Source organism: Rhizobacter sp. (genome assembly GCA_019635355.1).
GTDB lineage: Bacteria > Pseudomonadota > Gammaproteobacteria > Burkholderiales > Burkholderiaceae_C > Rhizobacter.
In genome coordinates this window covers 5,200,989-5,221,791 of the sequence record JAHBZQ010000001.1, presented here as the reverse complement: position 1 = coordinate 5,221,791, position 20,803 = coordinate 5,200,989, and the positions used below count along the sequence as shown (strand labels likewise).

The following is a 20,803-nucleotide window of genomic DNA, read 5'->3' as shown; positions in this document are numbered from 1 at the left end:
CGGCCCATGTTCAAGAACGCCCTCCTCTACCGCATCGGCTCCTGGGAGCCGCCCTCCTCCACCGAAATCGAAAAGCGCCTACTGAATGGCCGCTTCGTCGAGTGCGGTGCCTCGCAACCCGAATCGGCCGGCTGGGTCGAGCCGCGTGGCGAGAAGCACGCCGCGCTGATGGAAGGCGTGGGCGGCCAGCTCATCCTCAAGCTGTGCACCGAGCGCAAGGCGGTGCCGAGCCAGGTCATCAAGAACCAGCTCGAAGCCGAGCTCGACAAGATCGAGGCCGACACCGGCCGCCGCCCCAAGGGCAAGAAGGCCAAGGAGCTGAAGGAAGACATCGTGCACGGTCTGCTGCCGCGCGCCTTCCCCAAGCGCTCGACGACGATGGTGTGGATCGACCCGCGCGCGCAGCTCGTGGTCGTGGGTGCCGGCAGCACCAAGGCGGCCGACCGCGTGGTCTCGCTGCTGGTGGAACTGCTCGGCGGCGGCATCACGCTCACGCTGCTGCAGACCGAGGTGTCGCCCGCCACCGCGATGGCGGACTGGCTCAAGACACGCGAGGCCCCGGCCGGCTTCAGCATCGACCGCGAGTGCGAGCTGAAGCAGCCCGACAGCGAAAAAGCCACGGTGCGCTACGCCCGCCACACGCTCGACATCGAAGAGGTCGGCGAGCACATCGCCCAGGGCAAGCTGCCCACCTCGCTCGCAATGACGTGGAACGGGCGTGTGTCCTTCGTGCTCAACGAAGCGATGGCGCTCAAGAAGATCAAATTGCTCGACGTGGCGCTCGAAGGCCCAGGCTCCACGGGCAAGGGCGACGACAACGGCTTCGACACCGACGTGGCCATCACCACCGGCGAGCTGTCGCAGCTGATCCCCCAGCTGATCGACGCGCTCGGCGGCGAGCTGAAGCGCGATCAGCCGCCGATCGCGAAAGCGGCTTAGCCCTTCTGGATGAACTCGAGCACGCGCTGGCGCGTGCCCGGGTCGTCGTCGAACTCGCCGTGCTCCTTGGCCGAACTCACCGGCCCGGGCGCGAGGTGCACCAGCGTGTTGGGCAACGCCGCGGCGTAGGGCTCGAAGAACTTCTGCATGCCGAGGATCGGCGTGCTCTGCCCGCCCTCGAAGGCCTCGCTGACGAGGTACAGCAGCGAGCGGCGGTAGGCGCCGCAGCTGCCGTCGTCCTGCTCGGCGCGGTCGGTGAGGTGGAACTGCTGGTAGCGCTTGACCGCGCCGCTCTCGATGTGTGGCCGCACACGCCGGTCGAACCAGTCGACCCGCACCGCCGGGGCCATGAAGCTCACCGATTCGAAGCGCATGCCCTCCTGCACCAGCCGGTCGATCATGAAGCTCGACACGATGCTGCCCGCCGAGTGGCCCACCACGTGCAGGCGCAGCTTCTTGTTGGCCGCCGCATGCTTGAAGTGGCGGTACAGCAGCACGAGGCCGGCCTGCTCGTCGTCGGGCACGCCCTCGCGGTAGGCGCTCATCGCGTCGGCGTTCTGCTTCATCTCGCCCCACAGGCGCGTGCCGGGGCGGGCCACCAGTTGCTCCAGCCGCTCGTTCCACCAGTCCTTGAGGCCGAAGCCGGTGCTGCGCGGCACGTCCTTGATGGCATCGGTGATGAGGTTGAGCAGCGTGGAGAAGAAATCGGTCTCCCACATCAGGAACACCGGGAAGATCTTCCGCTCGTAGAGCATCGGAATCCACTGCGCGGCGATCTCGGCGGCCTTCTGTTCACCGACCAGGCCGCCGTGTGCGTAGATGCAGACGTCGACCACGCCGTCGTCGAGGCCCCAGCGTTTGCGCGCTTCGGCGAGGTGCACGTCGATCAGCGCCCGCACGTCGTCGGGCTGGGTGCGGAAGACGCCGCTGTTGCTCAAGGCTCCGTTGTTGCCCATGTTGAGGATGAAGGGCGAGATCTCGCGGTTGCGCAGCACCTCGCTCGCGGCGAGCGCCACGCGCCCCTTTTTGTCGGTGCGCAGCGTGATGCTGCGCGAGATCTCGGTGTGGTCGCGCGTGACCACGCCCAGCTGCGCCACCCAGCAGTCCATCGCGTTGCGCAGCCAGTCGTCGTAGGTGAGCACGGCATAGCCGTGCGAGCCCCAGGTCGGGCCCCAGGAGTTCTGGATCAGGAAGCCGCGCTCGTTGTAGCCCACGATCGCAAACGCATGGCCCGGGTGGTCGGCCTGGCCGCCCTGGACCGGGATCTCCCACACGTTCTTGAACGAGGTGGGGCGTTTGGCCATCGGCGGCAGCTCGAGGCCTTCGTCCCAGCCCGAGTGGCAGCCGGCGCTCGCGTAGAGGATGCCCACCTCGTTGAGCGCGGCGTGCATGTCGGCGAGCGAGCGGGTGTCGATGCGGTAGTAGGCGCCGAGCGGGCGTTTGACCGCGTCGAACCACCAGTCGTCTTCGATCTTCTTGCTGGCGGGTGGCATCGCGAGATCGCTGAACAAGTCCTCGCGGCAGGCGCCGTGCTTGTACCAGCCCTTGAGCGCCCCGCGCAGGCTGGAGCCCTTGTCTTGCACCGAGCCCGGAAACTCGTCGTAGCGACGGGCCATCGAGTACAGCATGAACGACGAGATGGCCGGCGCCTTCTCTCGCGCCGAGCGGCGCAGCAGGTGTTCGACGACGAGCGCGAGGCTGAAGCCGGTGCAGGCGTTGGTGTCGCCCTGGTGCTTCACCGGCAGTGCGGTGCTGGGGAAGAGCGTCGCCGCGGGGGCCACGCCCACCTGGGGGCGGAAGGGCCGGTCACGCGCGTCGGGCGGGTCGGGTCTCGCCACGCGCATGAAGAGCGCCGGGGGCGCCTGGGTCTTCTTGCTGCTGGAACCGGCCTTCGAGTTCTTCTTGCGGGTGACCATGCTCGCCTCCTCCCGTGGGTGGGCGCATGGTCCGGCCCGCTGCAGGCAACGTCAAGCCTGCAAAGTAGGGAAGCGCCTTACTTGAGCGCCTTGAAGCGCACACGCTTCGGCCGCGCGCCTTCTTCTCCGAGGCGCTTCTTCTTGTCGGCCTCGTACTCCTGGTAGTTGCCGTCGAAGAAGACCCACTTCGAATCGCCTTCGCAGGCGAGGATGTGGGTGGCGATGCGGTCGAGGAACCAGCGGTCGTGCGAGATGACCATCACCGAACCCGCGAATTCCAGCAGCGCGTCTTCCAGGGCACGCAGGGTCTCCACGTCGAGGTCGTTCGACGGTTCGTCGAGCATCAGCACGTTGCCGCCCTGGGCGAGCGTCTTGGCCAGGTGCAGGCGGCCACGTTCACCGCCCGACAGCGAACCCACCAGCTTCTGCTGGTCGTTGCCCTTGAAGTTGAAGCGGCCGATGTAGGCGCGCGAAGGCATCACGAACTTGCCGACGACGATGTTGTCGAGGCCGCCCGAGACGTCTTCCCACACGGTCTTGTCGGCGCTGAGCGACTCGCGGCTCTGGTCGACGAAGGCGAGCTTGGCCGTCGGGCCGATCTTCACCGTGCCGCTGTCGGGCTTCTCCTGGCCCGAGATCATGCGGAAGAGCGTCGACTTGCCCGCGCCGTTCGGGCCGATGATGCCGACGATGGCGCCTGCCGGCACCTTGAAGCTCAAGTTGTCGATCAGCACCCGGTCGCCGAAGCTCTTGGTGACGTTCTCGAACTCCAGCACTTCATGGCCCAGGCGGTCGCCCACGGGGATGAAGATTTCGTTGGTCTCGTTGCGCTTCTGGTACTCGACGTCGGAGAGCTCCTCGAAGCGGGCGATACGCGCCTTGCTCTTGGCCTGGCGGCCCTTCGGGTTCTGGCGCACCCACTCCAGTTCCTTCTTCATCGCCTTCATGCGGGCGTCTTCGCTCTTCTGTTCCTGCTCCAGGCGGGCTTCCTTCTGGTCGAGCCAGGTGGAGTAGTTGCCCTTCCAGGGGATGCCCGATCCGCGGTCGAGCTCCAAGATCCATTCGGCGGCGTTGTCGAGGAAGTAGCGGTCGTGGGTGATGGCCACCACGGTGCCGGGGAAGCGCTGCAGGAATTGCTCCAGCCAGTCGACCGACTCGGCGTCCAGGTGGTTGGTGGGTTCGTCGAGCAGCAGCATGTCGGGCTTGCTGAGCAGCAAGCGGCACAGGGCCACGCGGCGCTTCTCGCCGCCCGACAGGTTGCCGATCACGGCGTCCCAGGGCGGCAGGCGCAGCGCGTCGGCGGCGAGCTCGAGCTGCAGGTCGGTGTTTTCGCTGCCGGCGGCGGCGATGATGGCTTCGAGCTCAGCCTGCTCGGCGGCGAGTTTGTCGAAGTCGGCGTTCTCGTCGGCGTATTCGGCGTAGACCTGTTCCAGGCGGGCCTTGGCGGCCAGCACGCCGCCGATGCCCTGCTCCACCGCTTCACGCACGGTCTGGTTGGGGTCGAGCTGCGGCTCCTGCGGCAGGTAGCCGATCTTCAGGCCGGGCATGGGGGTGGCTTCACCCTCGATGTCCTTGTCGATGCCGGCCATGATCTTGAGCAGCGTCGATTTGCCCGAGCCGTTCAGGCCCAGCACGCCGATCTTGGCGCCCGGGAAGAAGCTGAGCGAGATGTTCTTGAGGATCTGGCGCTTCGGCGGAACGATCTTGCCGACGCGGTTCATGGTGAAGACGTACTGGGCCATGGGGAGCTGCTCGCTGGTGGAACCGTAAACGTCGGATTATCCGGGACAACCGGTCCACGCCCCTGAAAGGCCACGCCCCGAGGGCCAATCAGCGCTTGCCTGGCTGCAACGCTGCCACCCCGGTGGCCATCACGCACGCAATCGACGATCCGCTGCAGGCGCCGCGCCCGTTCGTCGTCAAGAGGCCTGGGATCTGCCAGCCCGGTGCGAGCAGTTCGAGGTGGGGGTCGCGCCGCGCCTGAGGGAGCAGCACGCCACGGTCATCGGCGGGGCCGACTGCCATGACGCACGGGTGGCGAGCCGGGAACAGCACGGCCCCAGAGCCGTTCCCAGACGCAGCAAAGAAGCGCGCTCCCGCTTGGCTGCCACGCACGATGGCAGACGCCACGAGGGCCGAGTCGGTCTCGGCCCCCAACGGAAGCGCAACCCAGCGCACGCCCTCCAACACCAACCAGTCGATCGCCGCCGCAATGCGCTCAGGCGTTGCCATGTCGGTGGGCCCGACCACGCGGGCTGCCAGCAGCCGGGCGCGCGGTGCAACCCCTCGCATGTACCGGTGCCCCTGCCCCACCAGCAAGGTGGCCATGTTCGTGCCGTGGATGGCGGTCTCGGCACACGCATCGGCACACCCGACGAAATCGCGCGTCACGATGTTGGCGCCCACCAGATCAGGGGCGCGTCGATCGATCGAGCCGTCGACCAGCCCGATCGACGACCCGCCACCGCCGCTCAACAACCAGGCGTCATCGAACGCGGCAACCTTGGGTGCGTGCCGCGCCCCTGTCGACGTTTGTCGATCAACCGCTCGAGCAAACGCCCGGCAAAGCCGCGCAGCATCGATGATGTTTCGCGATGCCGCGCGCACGGTCAGTCCTCGGCAACCTGCCAGTCGAAATAGACGGTGTATTTGCCGCCGTGTGCTTTGACCCACTTGTGCTTTTCGGAGCTGGTGCGCGTTCCGCTGGCGAAGACATGGTTCAAGGACTTGATGTTCGCGTAGGCGGTGATCACCGGGAAGATGTCGTCCTCCCAGATTTCGGTGAAGAAATCGAGCAAGGATTGAAAGGCTGCAACGGCAATCGCAGCCGCGATCTTGCCCAGCTCAGAGCCCAAGGCCGACACACCAAACTGCTCCACCAGCTCGGACACCTTGTCCTTGGTGTAGTTGAAGAGGTCGCTCATGTAGCTTGGCAAGCCGCCGTTGTCTCGCTCGGCCAGGACCATCGAGACGTAATAGGTCTTCGGCCACTTGCTCCCCTCGCGCAAGTTGAACGCCGCAAACTTCTTGGGCGGGTTGTAGGTTTTCGATTCACCGTCATCGAAGCTGTTGCCCACCGAAAACACGCTCAGCTTGTCGACATCACCGGTTTCGTCGACCTTGATACCACCCATGCTGATTTCGTCGTCACCCGCTTCCGAGCCAAAGGCGCCGTCCGTTTCGTCGTTGCACTTGACCTTGCGGATGCGCAGCCGGAGCTTGTCGAAATCGGCCTGAGGGGTGAACCCACCGCCAGCGTCGGGCTGTTGGAAGCCTTCGATGAAAAGACTCGGGTCGGCCGCCAGGCGCTGCACATGGGCTGCATCGATGCGCATGGCCGCGGGGATGGGGATCGCGCGCGCCATCTCGTGGATGGGCTTCGCGCTGTGCAGATCGATGCTGGCGAGTTCTCCGAACTTGCGCTTGCGTGACGCGACGGGCAACGCCATGAACGCCTTTGCCTTCTGCACGGCCCGCTGTTGCTTGACGGCGGGCTGCGCCAGAAATCGCGACAGCGCGATCGCTTCAATCGACGATTTGTCAGCCGGCGCAAGCACCTTCGACGGGTCGCCTGCCTTCGCGATCACGCGATATGTGGCCAACCGGCCCATGTTCGCCACGCGCTTGGCCAAGTAATCCAGCTTGGGATCCGAGAGACCTTCAAATACACCGACACCTGTTTCGCTCATGAGAGTGACTCCTATTGGGAATGCGGATACCCGACAAGGGCTCCTGCATGTACAGACGCGGCGCGCAGCTCAAACGGATCGTTCACGGATCACTCAATCTAGGGGGTGGCCCCATGCATAGAATGGCCGCGCCCATGAGCGAAATCACCTTGCTGCTTGAACAGATTCAGTCTGGCGACAGCGTTGCCAGGGACCGTCTCTTCACCCTGCTCTACGCCGACCTCAAGCGCCTGGCACGAAGCCACCTCGCCAAGGCGGGGCCGATCACGCTGGATCCCTCGTCCATCGTTCACGAGGCCTGGCTGCGCTGCGGCGAAGCGCCGGGCGGCAGCAGCCGGCGCCAGTTCTTCGCGTATGCCAGCACCGTGATGCGCAGCGTGATCGTCGACCACGTGCGCGAGCGCGCGGCGCAAAAGCGCGGCGGTGGCGTGGCCGAGGTGACGCTCAGCACCGCGGCCTTTGAAGAGCTGCCGAACCAGCCCGATGCACTCTCGGTCGACGAAGCCCTGCAGGCGCTGGAGCGGGTGGACGAGCGTGGCCACAAGCTCGTGGAGATGCGCTATTTCGGCGGCATGACGATGGAAGAGTGCGCCGAGGTGATGGAGCTTTCGGTGCCCACGCTCAAGCGCGATTGGCGCCGGGCCCGGGCCTTCCTGTTCGACTACCTCAGCGCCTGAGGCTTCTTCATGGCCATCACCGCGCCGTCGACCCAAGCATGGCGCGAGGTGCTGGCCTTGTTCGACCGCTGGGCCGATGCGGATGACAGCTCCCGCGCGGCCGAGCTGAAGCGCATCGAAGCCGAGCACCCGGCGCTCTACCCTCGCCTGCTGGCGATGATCGAGGCCGACCGCGCGGCCGAGGCGAAAGACTTCCTCGCCGACGCGGCCCCGCTGCCGGTCGAGGCGCCCCCTGCCCAGGCCGCAGGCACACGTCTCGGCGCCTGGGAGCTGCGCGAGACCATCGGCTCCGGCGGCATGGGCCAGGTGTGGCTCGCCACCCGCAGCGACGGGCTCTACAGCGGGCGCGCCGCCGTGAAGCTGCTGCACGCCACGCGCCTCGATGCGCAGGCCCAGGCCCGCTTCGCCCGCGAAGGCGAATTTCTCGCGCGGCTCACCCACCCGCACATCGCGCAACTGCTCGACGCCGGTCTCACGCCCGACGGCACGCGTTATCTGGTGCTCGAATACGTGCCCGGCGAGCGCATCGACCACTGGTGCGATGCACGCCAGCTCGGCATCGACGCGCGGCTCAAGCTCTTCATGCAGGTGTGCGACGCGGTGGCGTATGCGCATTCGCACCTCGTCGTGCATCGCGACCTGAAGCCGGCCAACATCCTCGTGACCGACGACGGCCACGTGAAGCTGCTCGACTTCGGCGTGGCCAAGCTGCTGGCCGGCGACGATGACACCGAGCTGACCGAACTCACCCGCGCGGCACCGGCCGGCCTCACACCGGAATACGCGGCGCCGGAGCAGATCGAGGGGCAGCCGATCACGACGGCCACCGACGTGTATGCGTTGGGCGTGGTGCTGTTCGGCCTGCTCAGCGGCGCGCGGCCGTATGCGAACACCTCGCGGGGGGTGGCAGCACTCGCGCGGGCCATCGTCGAGGAGCCGGCCCGCAGCCTGACGGCGGCACTGCGCGAGTCGCCCGACGCCACGGTGTCACGCGGCACCAGCTTGTCTTCATTGCAGCAGGCCTTGCGCGGCGATCTGGAAACCATCGTCGCCAAGGCGCTGAAGAAGTCGCCCGGTGAGCGCTACGCCACGGTGCAGGAGCTGCGCGACGACTTGCAGCGCCACCTCGACCACCAGCCTGTGAGCGCGCAGCCCGACACCTTCGGCTACCGCGCCCGCAAGTTCGCGCAGCGCAACCGTGTGCAGGTGGTTGCGTTGGCCGGGGTCATGCTGAGCCTGGTGCTCGGCATCGCCGCCACCGCATGGCAGTGGCGCAGCGCAGCGCAGGAAACCGATCGCACGAAAGCGGTGATCAAGGTGCTGACCCACATCTTCACCGACCTCTCCCCGGAAGAAAGCGGCAAAGCGCAGGTCCCGGTCATCGACCTGCTGCGCAAGGGTTGGAGCCAGGCGAAGCAGGAGCTGCAGAGCGACCCCGCCTTGCGGGGCGAGGTGGCTCGACCGCTCGGGCTCATGCTGCAGTCCTCCGGCGACATGGCCACAGCGCTGGAGGCCCTGACGATCAGCCGTCAACACCTCGTGGACTCCGGACAGACATCGACGCCCCAGTACCTTCAGGTGATGCAGAGCCTCGCCTACATGAAGTCGCGCATCGGGCAGACGGAAGAGGCCAAGGTCCTGCTGGCCGAGCTGATCGACGTCGCGCAGCGAACGGGCCGGTCCTCCACGGCCGAAGCGGTGAACGCGCAGGTCGAGCTGGGCGAAATCTTGCGTCGGGAAGGAAAACTCGCCGACGCGCAGGACCAACTCGCCAAAGCGGCTGCCCTGGCGGCGCGTCATCTCGGAGCGGGCCACCCCAGCCACATTCACGCCTTGCAGGAACAGGCCGTCGCGTTGCGAGAACTGGGGCGCTGGCCGGAGGCCCGAAACGTCCTGGCATCGGCGGTCAAAAGCGTCGCTGGCGCCAAACCCGTACACGGCCTGCTCGCACGCTACGACCTCGCCATGTTCGAGCTGGACCTCGGGCAGTACCGCGAGGCCGTCAACCAGCTGATGCCCCTGGTCGACGAGCTGCGCAAGTACTACGGCGAAGGCGACACCTACACCATCTACAGCCTGGCGTCGCTCGCCGTCGGCCACTTCCACAGCGGAGAACATGGCAAGGCTGCTGTAGCGCTGGACGATGCGCTTCAAAGGGCGATCCGCTCATCCGAGCCCGATGTCCGGCAGATCGTGCAGACGATCGCCGCACGCCACGCGTTGAGACGCGACGACTGCTCCCGGGCCGAACCCCTGCTGCGCGCCAACCTGGCGCACTTCGAGTCAGGCGACGCAGCCAGCCGACCCTTTGCCGAACGCAACCGCATGCTGCTCGCCGAGTGCGAACTCCGGCGCGGGCGCACCACCGCGGCTCGCGCGCTGCTGGACGCGACGCTTGAGCACCAGCACGACATCTACGGGCCGCGCCATGCGGACCTCTGGCCAACGCTCATGCTCAAGGCGATTGCAATCGATGCCGAGCAAGGTGCAGCGGCGGCAAGGGTCAGCTATGACGCTGCCTGCACCATGGCCCTGGCGCTCCTGCCCGAGGGCCACCCCGATCGAATCAAGGTCCAGGTGATGCGCGACCAGGCCCACTGGCGGTCGCAAGCCACCCCTCCACATCGTGCGGCCCTCGTGGCCTCGCTTCGTGCCTATGGCGAAGTGCTGGCCCGACGACCGGATGGGCAGATGTTTTCCGTTTTATCCAGAGAGCTGTTGGAACAGGGGCCGACAGCCAAGCTTTCCCCCTCCCCCCTATTGGCCCTGATGGCCTACTGAAGAAGGAGATGACCATGAGCAAGACGATTCGCGGTGGCCTGCACGCCGCGCTAGCCCTCTGCCTGGGCCTGTGCGTGTCCATCGCGCACGCTGCGGACGACAAACCGAAGGTGTCCAGCAGCAGCAAGGCGACAGCCAAGACTGCCTCGTCGCCGCAGGCAGGAACACAGCAGACCAAGAGCGCCTCGGGAGAAAAAGCCGGCACCGCCGCACCGAGCAGCGCCGACACCGACAAGGGCGGGAACATTGCCGGCGCGAAGAAGCCTTCTCCGCCGAAGGTTCCGCAGGACGCTGCAGCCAAGAAGGCCGCGGTTCAGCAGTAGCCACAGACCGAAGCCCCTGCCGGGCTTCGGCTGCCTTGCTCTGCCTGCAAGAACGGAAGCGGCTCAACAGCGGGATCACCCGCAGTGCCTTCGAATTGGGTGGCTTCGATAATAGAACGATCGTCTAATAACATCGAAGCTGCGGCACTTCCGCGGCCCCTGCACATGAACCCTTCCTTGCTCACCCGCGCCCTCGCCCTGACCACCGCCAGCGGCACCTTGTTGCTGCTGGCCGCATGTGCGACCCACACGACACCCACCACGCCGCCGGCCGCCCCCGCCAAGCCGGCGGCCCCGTCGATCCCCTCGACCACGCCTGCCCCGACCACCAGCACCGTCGACTACAACAAGCCCGACACCTGGCTGTGCCGCCCGGGCCGCAACGACGTCTGCGCCCTGCCGCTGAGCGTGACCACCATCACCGCCGACGGCCAGCGCACCAAGGGCCCGGCCATCGTGGCGAATGCCAACGCGCCGATCGACTGCTTCTACGTCTACCCCACCGTCTCGAACGACCCGGGCGGCAACAGCGACATGAACGCCGGGCCCGAAGAGCAGAGCGTGACCTTCGCGCAGTTCTCGCCGCTGCGCACGCAGTGCCGCATGTTTGCGCCGCTGTACCGCCAGATCACGCTGGCCGCGCTGCGCAGCCGCTTCACCGGCACGCCGATGAAGGCCGACGCCGGCATGGCCTATGGCGACGTGGTCGCCGCCTGGAACCACTACCTCGCCCACGACAACAAGGGCCGCGGCGTGGTGCTGATCGGCCATTCGCAGGGCGCGCGCATGATCACCGAGCTGGTGGCGCGCGAAGTCGAGGGCAAGCCGGTGCAGAAGCAGGTCGTCTCGGTGATCCCGATCGGCAGCAACCTCATGGTGCCCAAGGGGCAGGACGTCGGCGGCAACTTCAAGTCGACCCCGCTGTGCCGAAGCGCGAGCCAGACCGGCTGCGCCATCTCGTGGGTCTCGTTCCGCGCCAACACGCCGCCGCCGAGCGGCTCGCTCTTCGGCCGCCCGGTCGGCAATGACGAAGTGGCCTGCAACCACCCGGCCGCGCTCGCGGGCGGTGCCACCCAGTCGAAGGTGTGGTTCTCCAAGCGCAGCGACGTCTCGGCCGCCACCGGCCCGGGCACGGCCAAGTGGCAGGCGCTGGTCGCCTCGGTCGACACGCCCTTCTTCTACCTGCCCGGCTTCGTGACCACGCAGTGCGTGAACAACGCCAACGGCAGCTACCTCGCCGCCAAGGCCACCCCCGACAACCGCGCCGACGACTTCGGCGGCGACGTGGTCGCCGGTGGCAACGTGGTCGACACCTGGGGCCTGCACCTCATCGACGTGAGCCTGGGCATCGGCGACCTGATCGACGTGGTCGGCCAGCAGGCCAAGGCCTACACCGCGAAGGCGAAGTAAGGCCCTGTCTCGTGCCCAGCCTGCCGGTCAGTTCTTCGGCAGGCACTCGATGAGCAGCTTGCGGTTGCCATCGAGCCGGGCGCGGATGCGGTTCGAGCGGTTGCCGCAACGCGAGCGCTCGGGCGTCCAGCCCTTCCATTCCGACGAGCCGATGCTGAAGCTGCCGTTGGGGCCGCAGTCTTCGGGGGTGTTGTCGGCGTAGAGCTTGCAGCCGTAGCCGGCGTACACGTTCTTCAGGCGCCAGGTGCCGGCATCGAAGGCGTTGCCTTTGGTGGAGTGGCACCACCAGCGGATGTGGCCGTCGTCGCTCAGCTTCACGGTGAAGGGCGAAGTCCAGTTCGTCTTGCCGTTGTGGCGCTTGAGGAACACGGGCTCGCCGGCGGGGTTGGGGCCGTTGCCCCAGTTCACGATGGTGACTTCGTGGCTGCAGCGGTCGGTCATGATTTCGTTCTTGGCCGAGGCGGCGGTGCTGCAGGCGAGCAGCGCGGCGGTGAGGTACAGCGTCTTCATGGGGTGCTCCCGGTCTCGGTGGAGGGGTCAGGCAGGTCGGCGAGCGCACTGCCGTGGGTGGCGGTGGCCGGTGCCGGTTCGTTGAGTTCCTCGGCATAGCCGCTGGCGGGCGAGGCGCCACCACAGGCTGCGAGGCAAGTGCAGGCCACGGCCATGCAGGCCGCGACGAGGGTTCGCAGAAGGCTCGTCATGGCGTCACTCCCGGATGGGGATCTCGCGCAGCTCGGCGCGGTCCACGTAGAAGAGGCCGCCGGTGGCCGCCTGGTTGAAGACGACCAGCATGTCGGTGTTGACCAGCGAATTGGTGCACACACGCAGCTGCTCCCACTCGCCGATCTTGCTGGTCCACGCGACCGGGCCGCCGGTCATGCCGCGCGACTGGATGGCGACCTGGCCGCTGCGCACCATGACCCACACCGAGAACATGTAGGCCTTCTTCGGGTCGAGAGCATGGCTCTGGTAGATGCCGCCTTCGTTGCTGCCGGCACGGAAGGCGAGCAGGGTGCTGCCGCCGGGGCCGGGCGCGCTGCCGCTCACGAGCGTGGAGCACACGGGCGCACCCGCATTGCTGCTGTGCATCTGCCAGTTGGCCGCGGCCGAGGTGACGGGCGACGGGTCGCCGTTCTGCCAGCACTTGGCGCTGCCGACGGGCACGCCAGGCGCGGGGGTCTCGAAGTTGGGGTTGAGCGCGAGGTTGCCGCTCAGGAAGAAATAGTCGGGGCAGGCGCTGGCCGCGGGTGAGGCGGCGTGTGCCGAGGTGGTGAAAACCACCGACAGGGCCGAAGCCAGTGCCACGGCGCGAGAGATCGTGCGTCTCATGAGAGTCCTCCAAGCAGGAAAGAAGTGGTCGCGGCATCGGGGGCTGCCGCGCAGCCCGTGAAACCGTCAGAGGAAGAAGTCGCCGTGCTTCTGGCCCCAGCCCGCCCAGCTGTTGCCGCCATCGAGCGAGCGGTTGCCCCAGATGCGGAAGTCGCCGCCGTAGGCATACGCATGCAGGTGCGCACCGCCCGAGGTCGTGGCGAGCACGGGGGCCGAGGTGAAGGTGCCGGTGTCGACCTTCTTCCAGTGCGCCTGCCAGCCGGTGCCGGTGTTGGTGCTGGTGTTGGTCCACATCGACTTGTCGAAGCCGCGGCCCATGAGCACCACACGCGCGCCGGTGTCGCTGCAGGCGAGGCCGAGGCCCGAGCCGAACACGCCCTTGCCCACCGGCGCCCAGTGCGGCTGGAAGTTGGCGCCGCTGTCGAGCGACACGTTGCGCCATGCGCGCAGGTCGTTGCCTCGGGCGACCACGTGCACCACCTTGCCGTCGCTCGAGCAGGCGATGGCCGGGCCGGAGGTGAAGACGCCCTGGCCGACGGGTGTCCAGCCCGTCCAGTGCTGGCCGCCATCGGTGGAGCGGGCGCGCCACATGCGGCGGTCCTGCCCGATGCCCACGGCGTGCACGATGCTGCCCGCCGCGTTGCAGGCGATGGCGATGCCCGAGAGGAACACCCCCGCGAGGATGGGCAGCCAGCCCTGCCAGCTGGTGCCGCCGTTGGTCGACCCACTGAACCAGGCCTTGTTGTCGAGCCCGCGGCCGATGACGAAGAGCTTCTGGCCGTCGGCCGAGCTGGCCGCGCCGAGGCCGGAGTTGATGCGGGCTGCGCCGAAGTCGCCCATGGCGCTGAAGTTCGCGCCGTGGTTGGTCGACTTGTAGCGGCGCACGCTGCCGTCGTGCCGGCGGCCGAAGGCCCACAGCGTGGAGCCGGTGAAGGTGAGCGCGGGCACGGGGTGGGCGCATTCCACGAGATCGGGGCTGCCGGGGCCGAAGAGCGTGTTCCACTGGGCGTGCATCTGGCCCATCACCTCGTGCATCTCATGCACCGCACCCGACGACACGGTGGAGCTGAGGTTGGACATGGCCGCATAGCCCACCCCTTCCGAGGGCCGCACCGACATGTGCGCATAGGCCGTGCCGTTGTCGCCGTTGTGCCAGATCTCGGCGGAGCTGGAGCCGGGGTTGGTCGACGCCCAGGCGCCGCGCACGAAGTCGGAATGCGTCGACACCTCGTGCGTCTGCATGTCGCTGCGCATGGCGGTCGACAACACCTGCGGATCAGGGCGCAGGTGTTCGCGCATGAACTTGCCCATGTCGGCGGCCGAGCAGCAGGCGCTGCCCACCGGCGCCCGCGCGCCCCAGTTGAAGCCGGCGAGGTGGGTGTTGTGGTCGGCCGAGATGGTGCGCTCGTCACCGTCCCAGCGGTGCTGCCAGGGGCCGGTGAGTGCGCCGCTGCTGGTGACGCCGAAGCCCGACTGCGTCATGCCGAGCGGCCCGTAGACGTACTGCTGCACCAGGTCTTCGTAGGTCTTGCCGGTCTTCTTCTCGGCCATGCTCGCGGCGATGATGCCGCCACCGCTGTACTCGAAGCCGCTGGTGGGCGGCCAGTAGGCGGGCTTGTCGAGGATGGAATTCAGCACGTACAGCACGCGCCGCTTCTTGAGCTTGGACTTGGTCATGTCCAGCGGCGTGTAGGTGATCCAGTCGTTCACCTCGTCGTTCACCGGTGTGTACGGGAAGCCCGCGGTGTGCGCCAGCATCTGCTCGACGGTCACGTTCTTGTAGCCGTCGCGCGCGATCGGGAAGAGCCACAGCTCGGGGTACACGTCGCCGAGCTTGGTGGTCCAGCGCAGCTTGCCCACGTCTTCCTGGATCAGCTTGGCCATCAGCGTGCCGGTGATCACCTTGCTGATGGAGCCGAGGTTGAACTTGTCGCCGGGCTGCACCGCGTTGGCCGCGCCCGAGGCGCCGACCTTGCGCACGCCCTGCGCGGCGCTCACGATCGTGTTGCCGCTCTCGCGCACGAGCGCCGCCGCCAGCGCGGGCACGTGGCATTCGGCGAGGGTCTCGCGCAGTTTCTGTTCGAGGAATTGCTTGGCCTTGGCGCTCATGGGAATGTCTCTCCGGGATGGCGCCGCCTCGAAGCGAGGCGGCTTGTCTGGAAAGACGCGTTCGCGGTGCCAGATGGATCACGTCTTGGCCCCCCTTGTTGCGGGGGAAGGGCCCCGTCACGGCGTGGACACGGGCCGGCCGCTAGAATCCGCGCACCGTCGCAGTCCCAGTCACTGCGCCGCTGTCAGTTCTGACTCGAGCCCGAGACCTCGCCACACGGCACCGGCCGGCTCCCCTCCTCCCCTCTGCCTGCGACTGGCGCTTGGCATTCAAGCGACAGGCCGATCGTTCTTCCCCCATTCCATGTCTTTTGATTCTCTCGGCCTCGCCGAGCCGCTGCTGCGTGCCGTGCACGAACAGGGCTACACCACCCCCACCCCCATCCAGGCGCAAGCCATCCCCATCGTGCTGCAAGGCGGCGACCTGCTCGGCGGCGCGCAGACCGGCACCGGCAAGACCGCCGGCTTCACGCTGCCGCTGCTGCACCGCCTGCTGCAGAAGCCCGCGGTGCGCGATGCACGCGGCCGCATGCCCATCCGCGCGCTGATCCTCACGCCCACCCGCGAGCTCGCCGCGCAGGTGGAAGAAAGCGTGCGCAACTACGGCAAGTACACCAAGCTCAGCTCGATGGTGATGTTCGGCGGCGTCGGAATGCAGCCGCAGATCGACAAGCTGAAGAAGGGTGTCGACATCCTCGTCGCCACGCCCGGCCGCCTGCTCGACCACGCGCAGCAGCGCACGCTCGACCTGAGCCACATCGAGATCTTCGTGCTCGACGAGGCCGACCGCATGCTCGACATGGGCTTCATCCACGACATCAAGAAGGTGCTCGCCATCCTGCCGCAGCAGAAGCAAAGCCTGCTCTTCTCGGCCACCTTCAGCGACGAGATCAAGACGCTCGCCGATCGCCTGCTCAACAAGCCGGCGCTGGTGGAAGTGGCCCGCCGCAACCAGACCAACGACGCCATCGCGCAGAAGGTGCACCCGGTCGGCCGCGAGATGAAGAAGGAGCTGCTCTCGCACCTGATCAAGGAAAACGATTGGCACCAGGTGCTCGTCTTCACGCGCATGAAGCACGGGGCCAATCGCCTCGTCGAATACCTGCTCAAGCAGGACATCAGCGCGATGGCCATCCACGGCAACAAGAGCCAGAGCGCGCGCACCAAGGCGCTGGCCGACTTCAAGAGCGGCGAGCTGCAGGTGCTGGTGGCGACCGACATCGCCGCCCGCGGCATCGACATCGACCAGCTGCCCCACGTCGTCAACTTCGAGCTGCCCAACGTGCCCGAAGACTACGTGCACCGCATCGGCCGCACCGGCCGCGCGGGCGCCCAAGGCGAGGCGGTGTCGCTGGTGTGCGTGGATGAAAACATCTTCCTGCGCGACATCGAGAAGCTCATCAAGCGCGAGATCCCGAAGGAGATCGTGCCCGGCTTCGAGCCGCACCCGAGCGAGAAGCCCGAGCCCATCGTGCTCGGCCGCATGACGATCGGCGAAGGTGTCAAGCGTGGCGGCGGTGGCGGGCATCGCCACGGCGGTGGTGGTGGCGGGTCGCGCGGCGGCAACACGGGCAGTGGCCGGCCGGCGCAAGGTGGCCGGCAGGAGCAGAGGCCGGCGCAGCACGCCGCCCGCAGCCCGGCCCCGTCGCACGGGCAGGCGCCGGCACGCAGCGGCGGCGGCAGCGCCCATCCGCCGCGCCAGGGCGCCAAGCCGCAAGGCCCGCGCGCCGAGCCGCGGCGCGATGGCGGCAGCAAGCCGCAGCCGCGGCTGACGCAGCCCAAGCGCTGAGCGTCTACAACAATCGCCCCAGAAAAAAGCCCGGCTTGTGCCGGGCTTTTTCGTCTCTGCGCGTGCGCAGTTCAGCGCGGGTGCGTGTGCCGCAGCGTGTTCAAGCCGTCCGACAGGCTGAACTCGAAGCTGCCGCCAGCGGGCAAAGCGGCCAGCGGCAGCGAGGCCCGGCCACCCTGCAGGTCTTGCGCGAGCGTGGCGCGGCGCGTGCCGGCCACGTGCGTGACCGTGAGGTACGGATGGCGCGTGTGGTCCCAGGCGAGTTGCAGCACGCCGCCCTGCTCGCTGACCTGCACGGCGGGCCCGACCGACGTGGCGCTCGGCTGCTGCCGGCCGGCCGATGCGGCCGTGGCAGCGCGTGACTGCGCCTGCATCAAGGCCTGGCCCGCGCGCATCACCGTCACGCTGTAGATGGTGCCGGGGTGCGGCACGGTGAAGGCGAAATGCAAGGCGCCCTGGCCGTGGTCGAGCTGCTGCGGCTCGAAAGGGTAGTCGACCACGCCGCTGCCAGTGGTGATGCGCAGCACGTAGGCGCCGGGCGCGGGCAGCTGCGCTTCGCCGACGAGCGACTTCATCGGCATGAGCTCGGCGCGGCCGCCGTCGATCTGGCCGCTCACCAGCAGCAGCTCTTGCGGGCCCGAGGCCACCGATGCGGCGGCCGCCATCAGCGTGACGCTGCGATCGGCCGGCGTCAGGTGCACCTGCATGCGGCGGTAGTTGTAGTCGGAGAAGGTGTCTCCACTGCAGTAGCTCATCATGTCGTAGAGGTCGGTGCGGCGCGGGTCGACGAAGGCGCCGGTGTCGAGGTTGTAGCCCCAGATGTAGCGGTTGCCCCCGCCCAGGTTGCCGTTGGCATACGGGTAGTTCGGGTCGGCGCCCGCGGCGCCGCCGCACGGGGCGTGCGGCAGGCTCAGGTTGTGGCCGAACTCGTGGGTGAGCGTCTGCCGCACGGCGTTCTGGTTGTTCGGCAGGTCGAAGCCCAGCGCGGCATTGCCGGGCACGTAGCCCAGGCCGGCCAGGCCATAGGTGCGCTTGGGCATGAAGCCGTAGTAGTAGGTCTGGCGCGAGGCCTGCTCCATCAGGCGCAGGCTCGCCAGCTCGGAGAGCACGCGGCTGAAGGCATCGCTCCACTGCGACTCGGTGGTCGGCAGTGCCGTCACGGCGCGCGCCGTGTAGGGGGCACGCACCTGCACGTTGATGGAGGCGGCCGGCACGCGCGCCTGCACGTAGCGGTCGACGCCGGTCGCCACCTGCCCGGTGGTGCTGCCGAGCGTGACCGGCACGGCCACGATGGTCAGCGCCGCACCGCCACCCACGCGCGGGTAGAGCGTGGTGGGCGCCTGCCCGTTCGCCAGGCTCACGGTGAGGCGCATGCCCGCGGTCACCAGGCTGCCCGGCACCAGCGCGGTGTAGGCATTGGTGGCGGTGGGGGCGGCCGGCACGGTGGTCGGCAGGTTGCCGCTCGGCGCGGTGAGCGCGATCTGCTGCAGCAGCGCGCCGGTCGACGACTCGACGCGCAGCACGCCGGCCGGCTTGGCTTCCTGCGTCTGCGTGGTGGTGGCGTAGACGCGCACAGCCACGTCCTTGTTGGAGACCAGCACCAGTTCGCTGTCGTCGCTCGGGAAGATGAGCGTCTGCGCGAGGTCGACACGCGCCACACGGGCCGACGAGGCCGGCGCCGGCGTGGGTGCTGGCGCTGGCGCGGGGGTCGGGGCCGGTGCAGGGGCCGGCGCGGGCGCGGGTGCGGGCGCTGGCGCCGGTGCGGGGGCCGGCGGTGGTGGCGCAGGAGGCGGTGGCGCAGGCGCGGCGGGAGGAGGCGCGGGAGGGGGAGGTGGCGGTGGCGGCGGCGCCGCATCGCCCTCGTACACGTAGCACGACTTCTGCGCCCCAGGCGCCGGGTCGCGGCCGAAGAACGCCAGCGTGCACTGGCCCTGCCCGGCGACCGTGCGGCCGACCCAGCGGTTGCCGGCGCCGAAGGCCACCAGTTGCGCGCGTGCGGTGGTGAACGACTGGCCCTCAAGGGCGACACGCCGCCAGGTGGCCGCACCGTTCTCCGTGTCGACCGGCCCGTCGATCGGCGTGCTGACCGGGGTGTCGACGCGGCTTTCATTCTCATCGCCACTGCCGCAGGCGGTCAGGGCAACCATCGCGCCCAGCACGCCGATGAGGCGCAGGCGGCGCAGCCGCACATCGGTCTTGTCGGTGGGCAATGACAGCAGGCACGGCGCCTCGGCGCGGCGGAAATCGCTCATGGGGCGAAAGGGGGTCAGTTGGGCAGGCGCCGATTGTTCGGGACACCCCGGGGGCCTGCCCACTACAGCCTGTAAGGACGAGGGCTGACGCCACACCCGCGCCAGGCCCGCCCGGCCCGGGCGCCACAGCGCACGGCCCGCGGAAGGGCCGGCCGGATCGGCACACGAGCCGACACGCCGGTTGCACCCGCTTTCCATCGGCGCAGGCGATAAGCTCCGGAACCTCATGAGCACCTCGCCTCCTCCCCTTCGCCGCGCCCTCGTCGCCGGCGCCACCGGCCTCGTCGGGCGCGAGCTGCTGCCGATGCTGCTGGCCTCGCAGCGCCATGCGCACGTGCAGGTGCTGGTACGCCGGCCCACGGCCGATCTGCCGTCCGATCCGCGCCTGGCGGTGCAGGTGGTCGACTTCCAGGCGCTGCCTTCGCTGCCGCCGGTCGACGACGCGTTCATCGCGCTCGGCACCACCATCAAGGTGGCCGGGTCGCAGGCGGCCTTTCGGGCGGTCGACTTCGATGCGGTGGTCAACACCGCCATCGCGGCGCGCCAGGCCGGGGCCACGCGGCTGGGGGTCGTCTCGGCCCTGGGTGCGAACGCATCGTCGGGCGTGTTCTACAACCGCGTGAAGGGCGAGATGCAGGAAGCGGTGAGCGCACTCGGCTTCGACAGCGTGGTGTTCGTGCAACCGTCACTGCTGGTGGGTGACCGCACGAAGCTCGGCCAGCCGGTGCGCCGTGGCGAGGTCTGGGGCGCACGGCTTCTCGGCTGGCTGCCGCGCAGCGTGCGGCCGATCGCCGCACGGCAGGTCGCGCAAGCGCTCCTGCGCGAGGTCGGCCGCGGCCAGCCCGGCGTGCGGGTGCTGCGCTCGGGGCAGCTGTACTGACCCTCGCGGCCCGCCGGGAGGCGGGCGCAGTTGTCACAAATGGTTTGCGCGCGGGGGCAAAAGCCCTCCACCGCTTGCAGGTTGTCGCGCACTTCCCGGCGCATGCGCTAAAACCTGTACTTTCGGCAGTAACTGTGGAGTACGTCACATGCACACCCCTTGGCACACCGCTTGGCAAGGCCCGGACCTGGTCGTCTTCCGCGATGACACGGAGGTCGACCGTTTCCCCGCCGCTCAGATCGAGCGGGTGGTTTTCGCGTACCGCGGTCATGGCGATACGCCGGGCGACCTGAGCTATGCGCTGGTGCAGCTGCCCGATGAATACGTGCTGCTGCCCGCCGAGACCGGCTTCGCCGGCCGGGTGAACTTCGAGCGGCTGAATTTCTGGGCCGAGAAGCAGTGCATCTACTGGGTGCCCGAGAGCAAGGCATCGCTGCCCGCCCGGCTGCGCCGAAGCGTCTGGCTGCTGCGGCCCGGGGCGCCGTCGTACACCCGGGTGCCGCACGGCGAGCTGGCATCGCGCATCGAGCAGTGGCCGCTGGAAGGGCCGCAGACCTGGGAGCAGCGCAAGTGGCTGCGCATCGCCAACAGCCGGCCGTTTGCCGGCCTCAACCCGATCACACAACCCGGCGAGCTGACCGAGCACCCGCCGACACGGCGCCGCGCCTGACAAGCGAGGCCAAGCGCCCATGAAAAAACCCGGCCAAGG

Annotated in this window: 17 protein-coding genes; 8 read left to right on the top strand and 9 right to left on the bottom strand. The window is 68.3% G+C overall.

The features are described 5' to 3' along the window. Positions 1–6: 6 nt before the first annotated feature. Positions 7–939, top strand: coding sequence for a recombination-associated protein RdgC (locus KF892_24540; protein MBX3628202.1), 933 nt, complete (start codon positions 7–9; stop codon positions 937–939). Here KF892_24540 and KF892_24535 read toward each other — a convergent pair. The 4 genes from KF892_24535 to KF892_24520 all read right to left on the bottom strand — a co-directional run bounded on the left by KF892_24535 (position 936) and on the right by KF892_24520 (position 6,544). Beyond that, the gene (locus KF892_24535) at positions 936–2,855 is read right to left on the bottom strand and encodes a C1 family peptidase (GenBank protein MBX3628201.1); all 1,920 of its coding nucleotides are present in this window, start codon (positions 2,853–2,855) and stop codon (positions 936–938) included. The genes KF892_24540 and KF892_24535 overlap by 4 nt on opposite strands. Before the next feature lie 77 nt (positions 2,856–2,932). Continuing rightward, complete coding sequence (gene ettA / locus KF892_24530; GenBank protein MBX3628200.1) at positions 2,933–4,597, bottom strand: energy-dependent translational throttle protein EttA; 1,665 nt, start codon at positions 4,595–4,597, stop codon at positions 2,933–2,935. An 88-nt stretch (positions 4,598–4,685) separates the two neighbouring features. Continuing rightward, positions 4,686–5,462 carry a S8 family serine peptidase gene (locus KF892_24525; protein MBX3628199.1) on the bottom strand — a complete coding sequence of 259 codons (777 nt, stop codon included), beginning with the start codon at positions 5,460–5,462 and terminating at the stop codon, positions 4,686–4,688. A gap of 2 nt (positions 5,463–5,464) precedes the next feature. Beyond that, positions 5,465–6,544 (bottom strand): hypothetical protein, encoded by a 1,080-nt coding sequence (locus tag KF892_24520; GenBank protein ID MBX3628198.1) that lies wholly within the window; start codon positions 6,542–6,544, stop codon positions 5,465–5,467. 134 nt (positions 6,545–6,678) lie between these two features. Between KF892_24520 and KF892_24515 the strand changes: the two genes are divergently transcribed. The 4 genes from KF892_24515 (at position 6,679) to KF892_24500 (ending at position 11,735) form a co-directional block, all read left to right on the top strand. Beyond that, positions 6,679–7,221, top strand: a complete 543-nt coding sequence (locus KF892_24515) for a sigma-70 family RNA polymerase sigma factor (GenBank protein ID MBX3628197.1) — start codon at positions 6,679–6,681, stop codon at positions 7,219–7,221. Positions 7,222–7,230: 9 nt separating this feature from the next. Then, on the top strand, positions 7,231–10,002 hold the full coding sequence (locus KF892_24510; protein MBX3628196.1) for a protein kinase: 2,772 nt from the start codon (positions 7,231–7,233) through the stop codon (positions 10,000–10,002). A 14-nt stretch (positions 10,003–10,016) separates the two neighbouring features. Beyond that, a complete protein-coding gene (locus KF892_24505) occupies positions 10,017–10,325 on the top strand; it encodes a hypothetical protein (protein MBX3628195.1) in 309 nt (102 codons plus the stop codon). Positions 10,326–10,490: 165 nt separating this feature from the next. Next, complete coding sequence (locus KF892_24500; GenBank protein ID MBX3628194.1) at positions 10,491–11,735, top strand: DUF3089 domain-containing protein; 1,245 nt, start codon at positions 10,491–10,493, stop codon at positions 11,733–11,735. Between the two features lie 27 nt (positions 11,736–11,762). Here KF892_24500 and KF892_24495 read toward each other — a convergent pair whose 3' ends face one another. The 4 genes from KF892_24495 to KF892_24480 form a co-directional block, all read right to left on the bottom strand. Beyond that, on the bottom strand, positions 11,763–12,245 hold the full coding sequence (locus KF892_24495) for a hypothetical protein (GenBank protein MBX3628193.1): 483 nt from the start codon (positions 12,243–12,245) through the stop codon (positions 11,763–11,765). Beyond that, complete coding sequence (locus KF892_24490) at positions 12,242–12,436, bottom strand: hypothetical protein (protein ID MBX3628192.1); 195 nt, start codon at positions 12,434–12,436, stop codon at positions 12,242–12,244. Before KF892_24490 ends, KF892_24495 begins: the two co-directional genes overlap by 4 nt. Positions 12,437–12,440: 4 nt before the next feature. Further along, complete coding sequence (locus tag KF892_24485; protein MBX3628191.1) at positions 12,441–13,064, bottom strand: hypothetical protein; 624 nt, start codon at positions 13,062–13,064, stop codon at positions 12,441–12,443. A gap of 66 nt (positions 13,065–13,130) precedes the next feature. Beyond that, the gene (locus KF892_24480) at positions 13,131–15,173 is read right to left on the bottom strand and encodes a serine hydrolase (GenBank protein ID MBX3628190.1); all 2,043 of its coding nucleotides are present in this window, start codon (positions 15,171–15,173) and stop codon (positions 13,131–13,133) included. Positions 15,174–15,477: 304 nt separating this feature from the next. Between KF892_24480 and KF892_24475 the strand changes: the two genes are divergently transcribed. Continuing rightward, positions 15,478–16,962 carry a DEAD/DEAH box helicase gene (locus KF892_24475; GenBank protein MBX3628189.1) on the top strand — a complete coding sequence of 495 codons (1,485 nt, stop codon included), beginning with the start codon at positions 15,478–15,480 and terminating at the stop codon, positions 16,960–16,962. Positions 16,963–17,033: 71 nt separating this feature from the next. On the opposite strand, the gene KF892_24470 is transcribed toward KF892_24475, so the two are convergent. After that, positions 17,034–19,214, bottom strand: a complete 2,181-nt coding sequence (locus KF892_24470; GenBank protein ID MBX3628188.1) for a hypothetical protein — start codon at positions 19,212–19,214, stop codon at positions 17,034–17,036. Between the two features lie 226 nt (positions 19,215–19,440). Between KF892_24470 and KF892_24465 the strand changes: the two genes are divergently transcribed. Continuing rightward, positions 19,441–20,094, top strand: coding sequence for an NAD(P)H-binding protein (locus tag KF892_24465; GenBank protein MBX3628187.1), 654 nt, complete (start codon positions 19,441–19,443; stop codon positions 20,092–20,094). Positions 20,095–20,242: 148 nt separating this feature from the next. Beyond that, positions 20,243–20,764: a hypothetical protein gene (locus tag KF892_24460; GenBank protein ID MBX3628186.1), complete on the top strand. Its 522-nt coding sequence runs from the start codon at positions 20,243–20,245 to the stop codon at positions 20,762–20,764. The last annotated feature ends 39 nt before the right edge of the window (positions 20,765–20,803 follow it).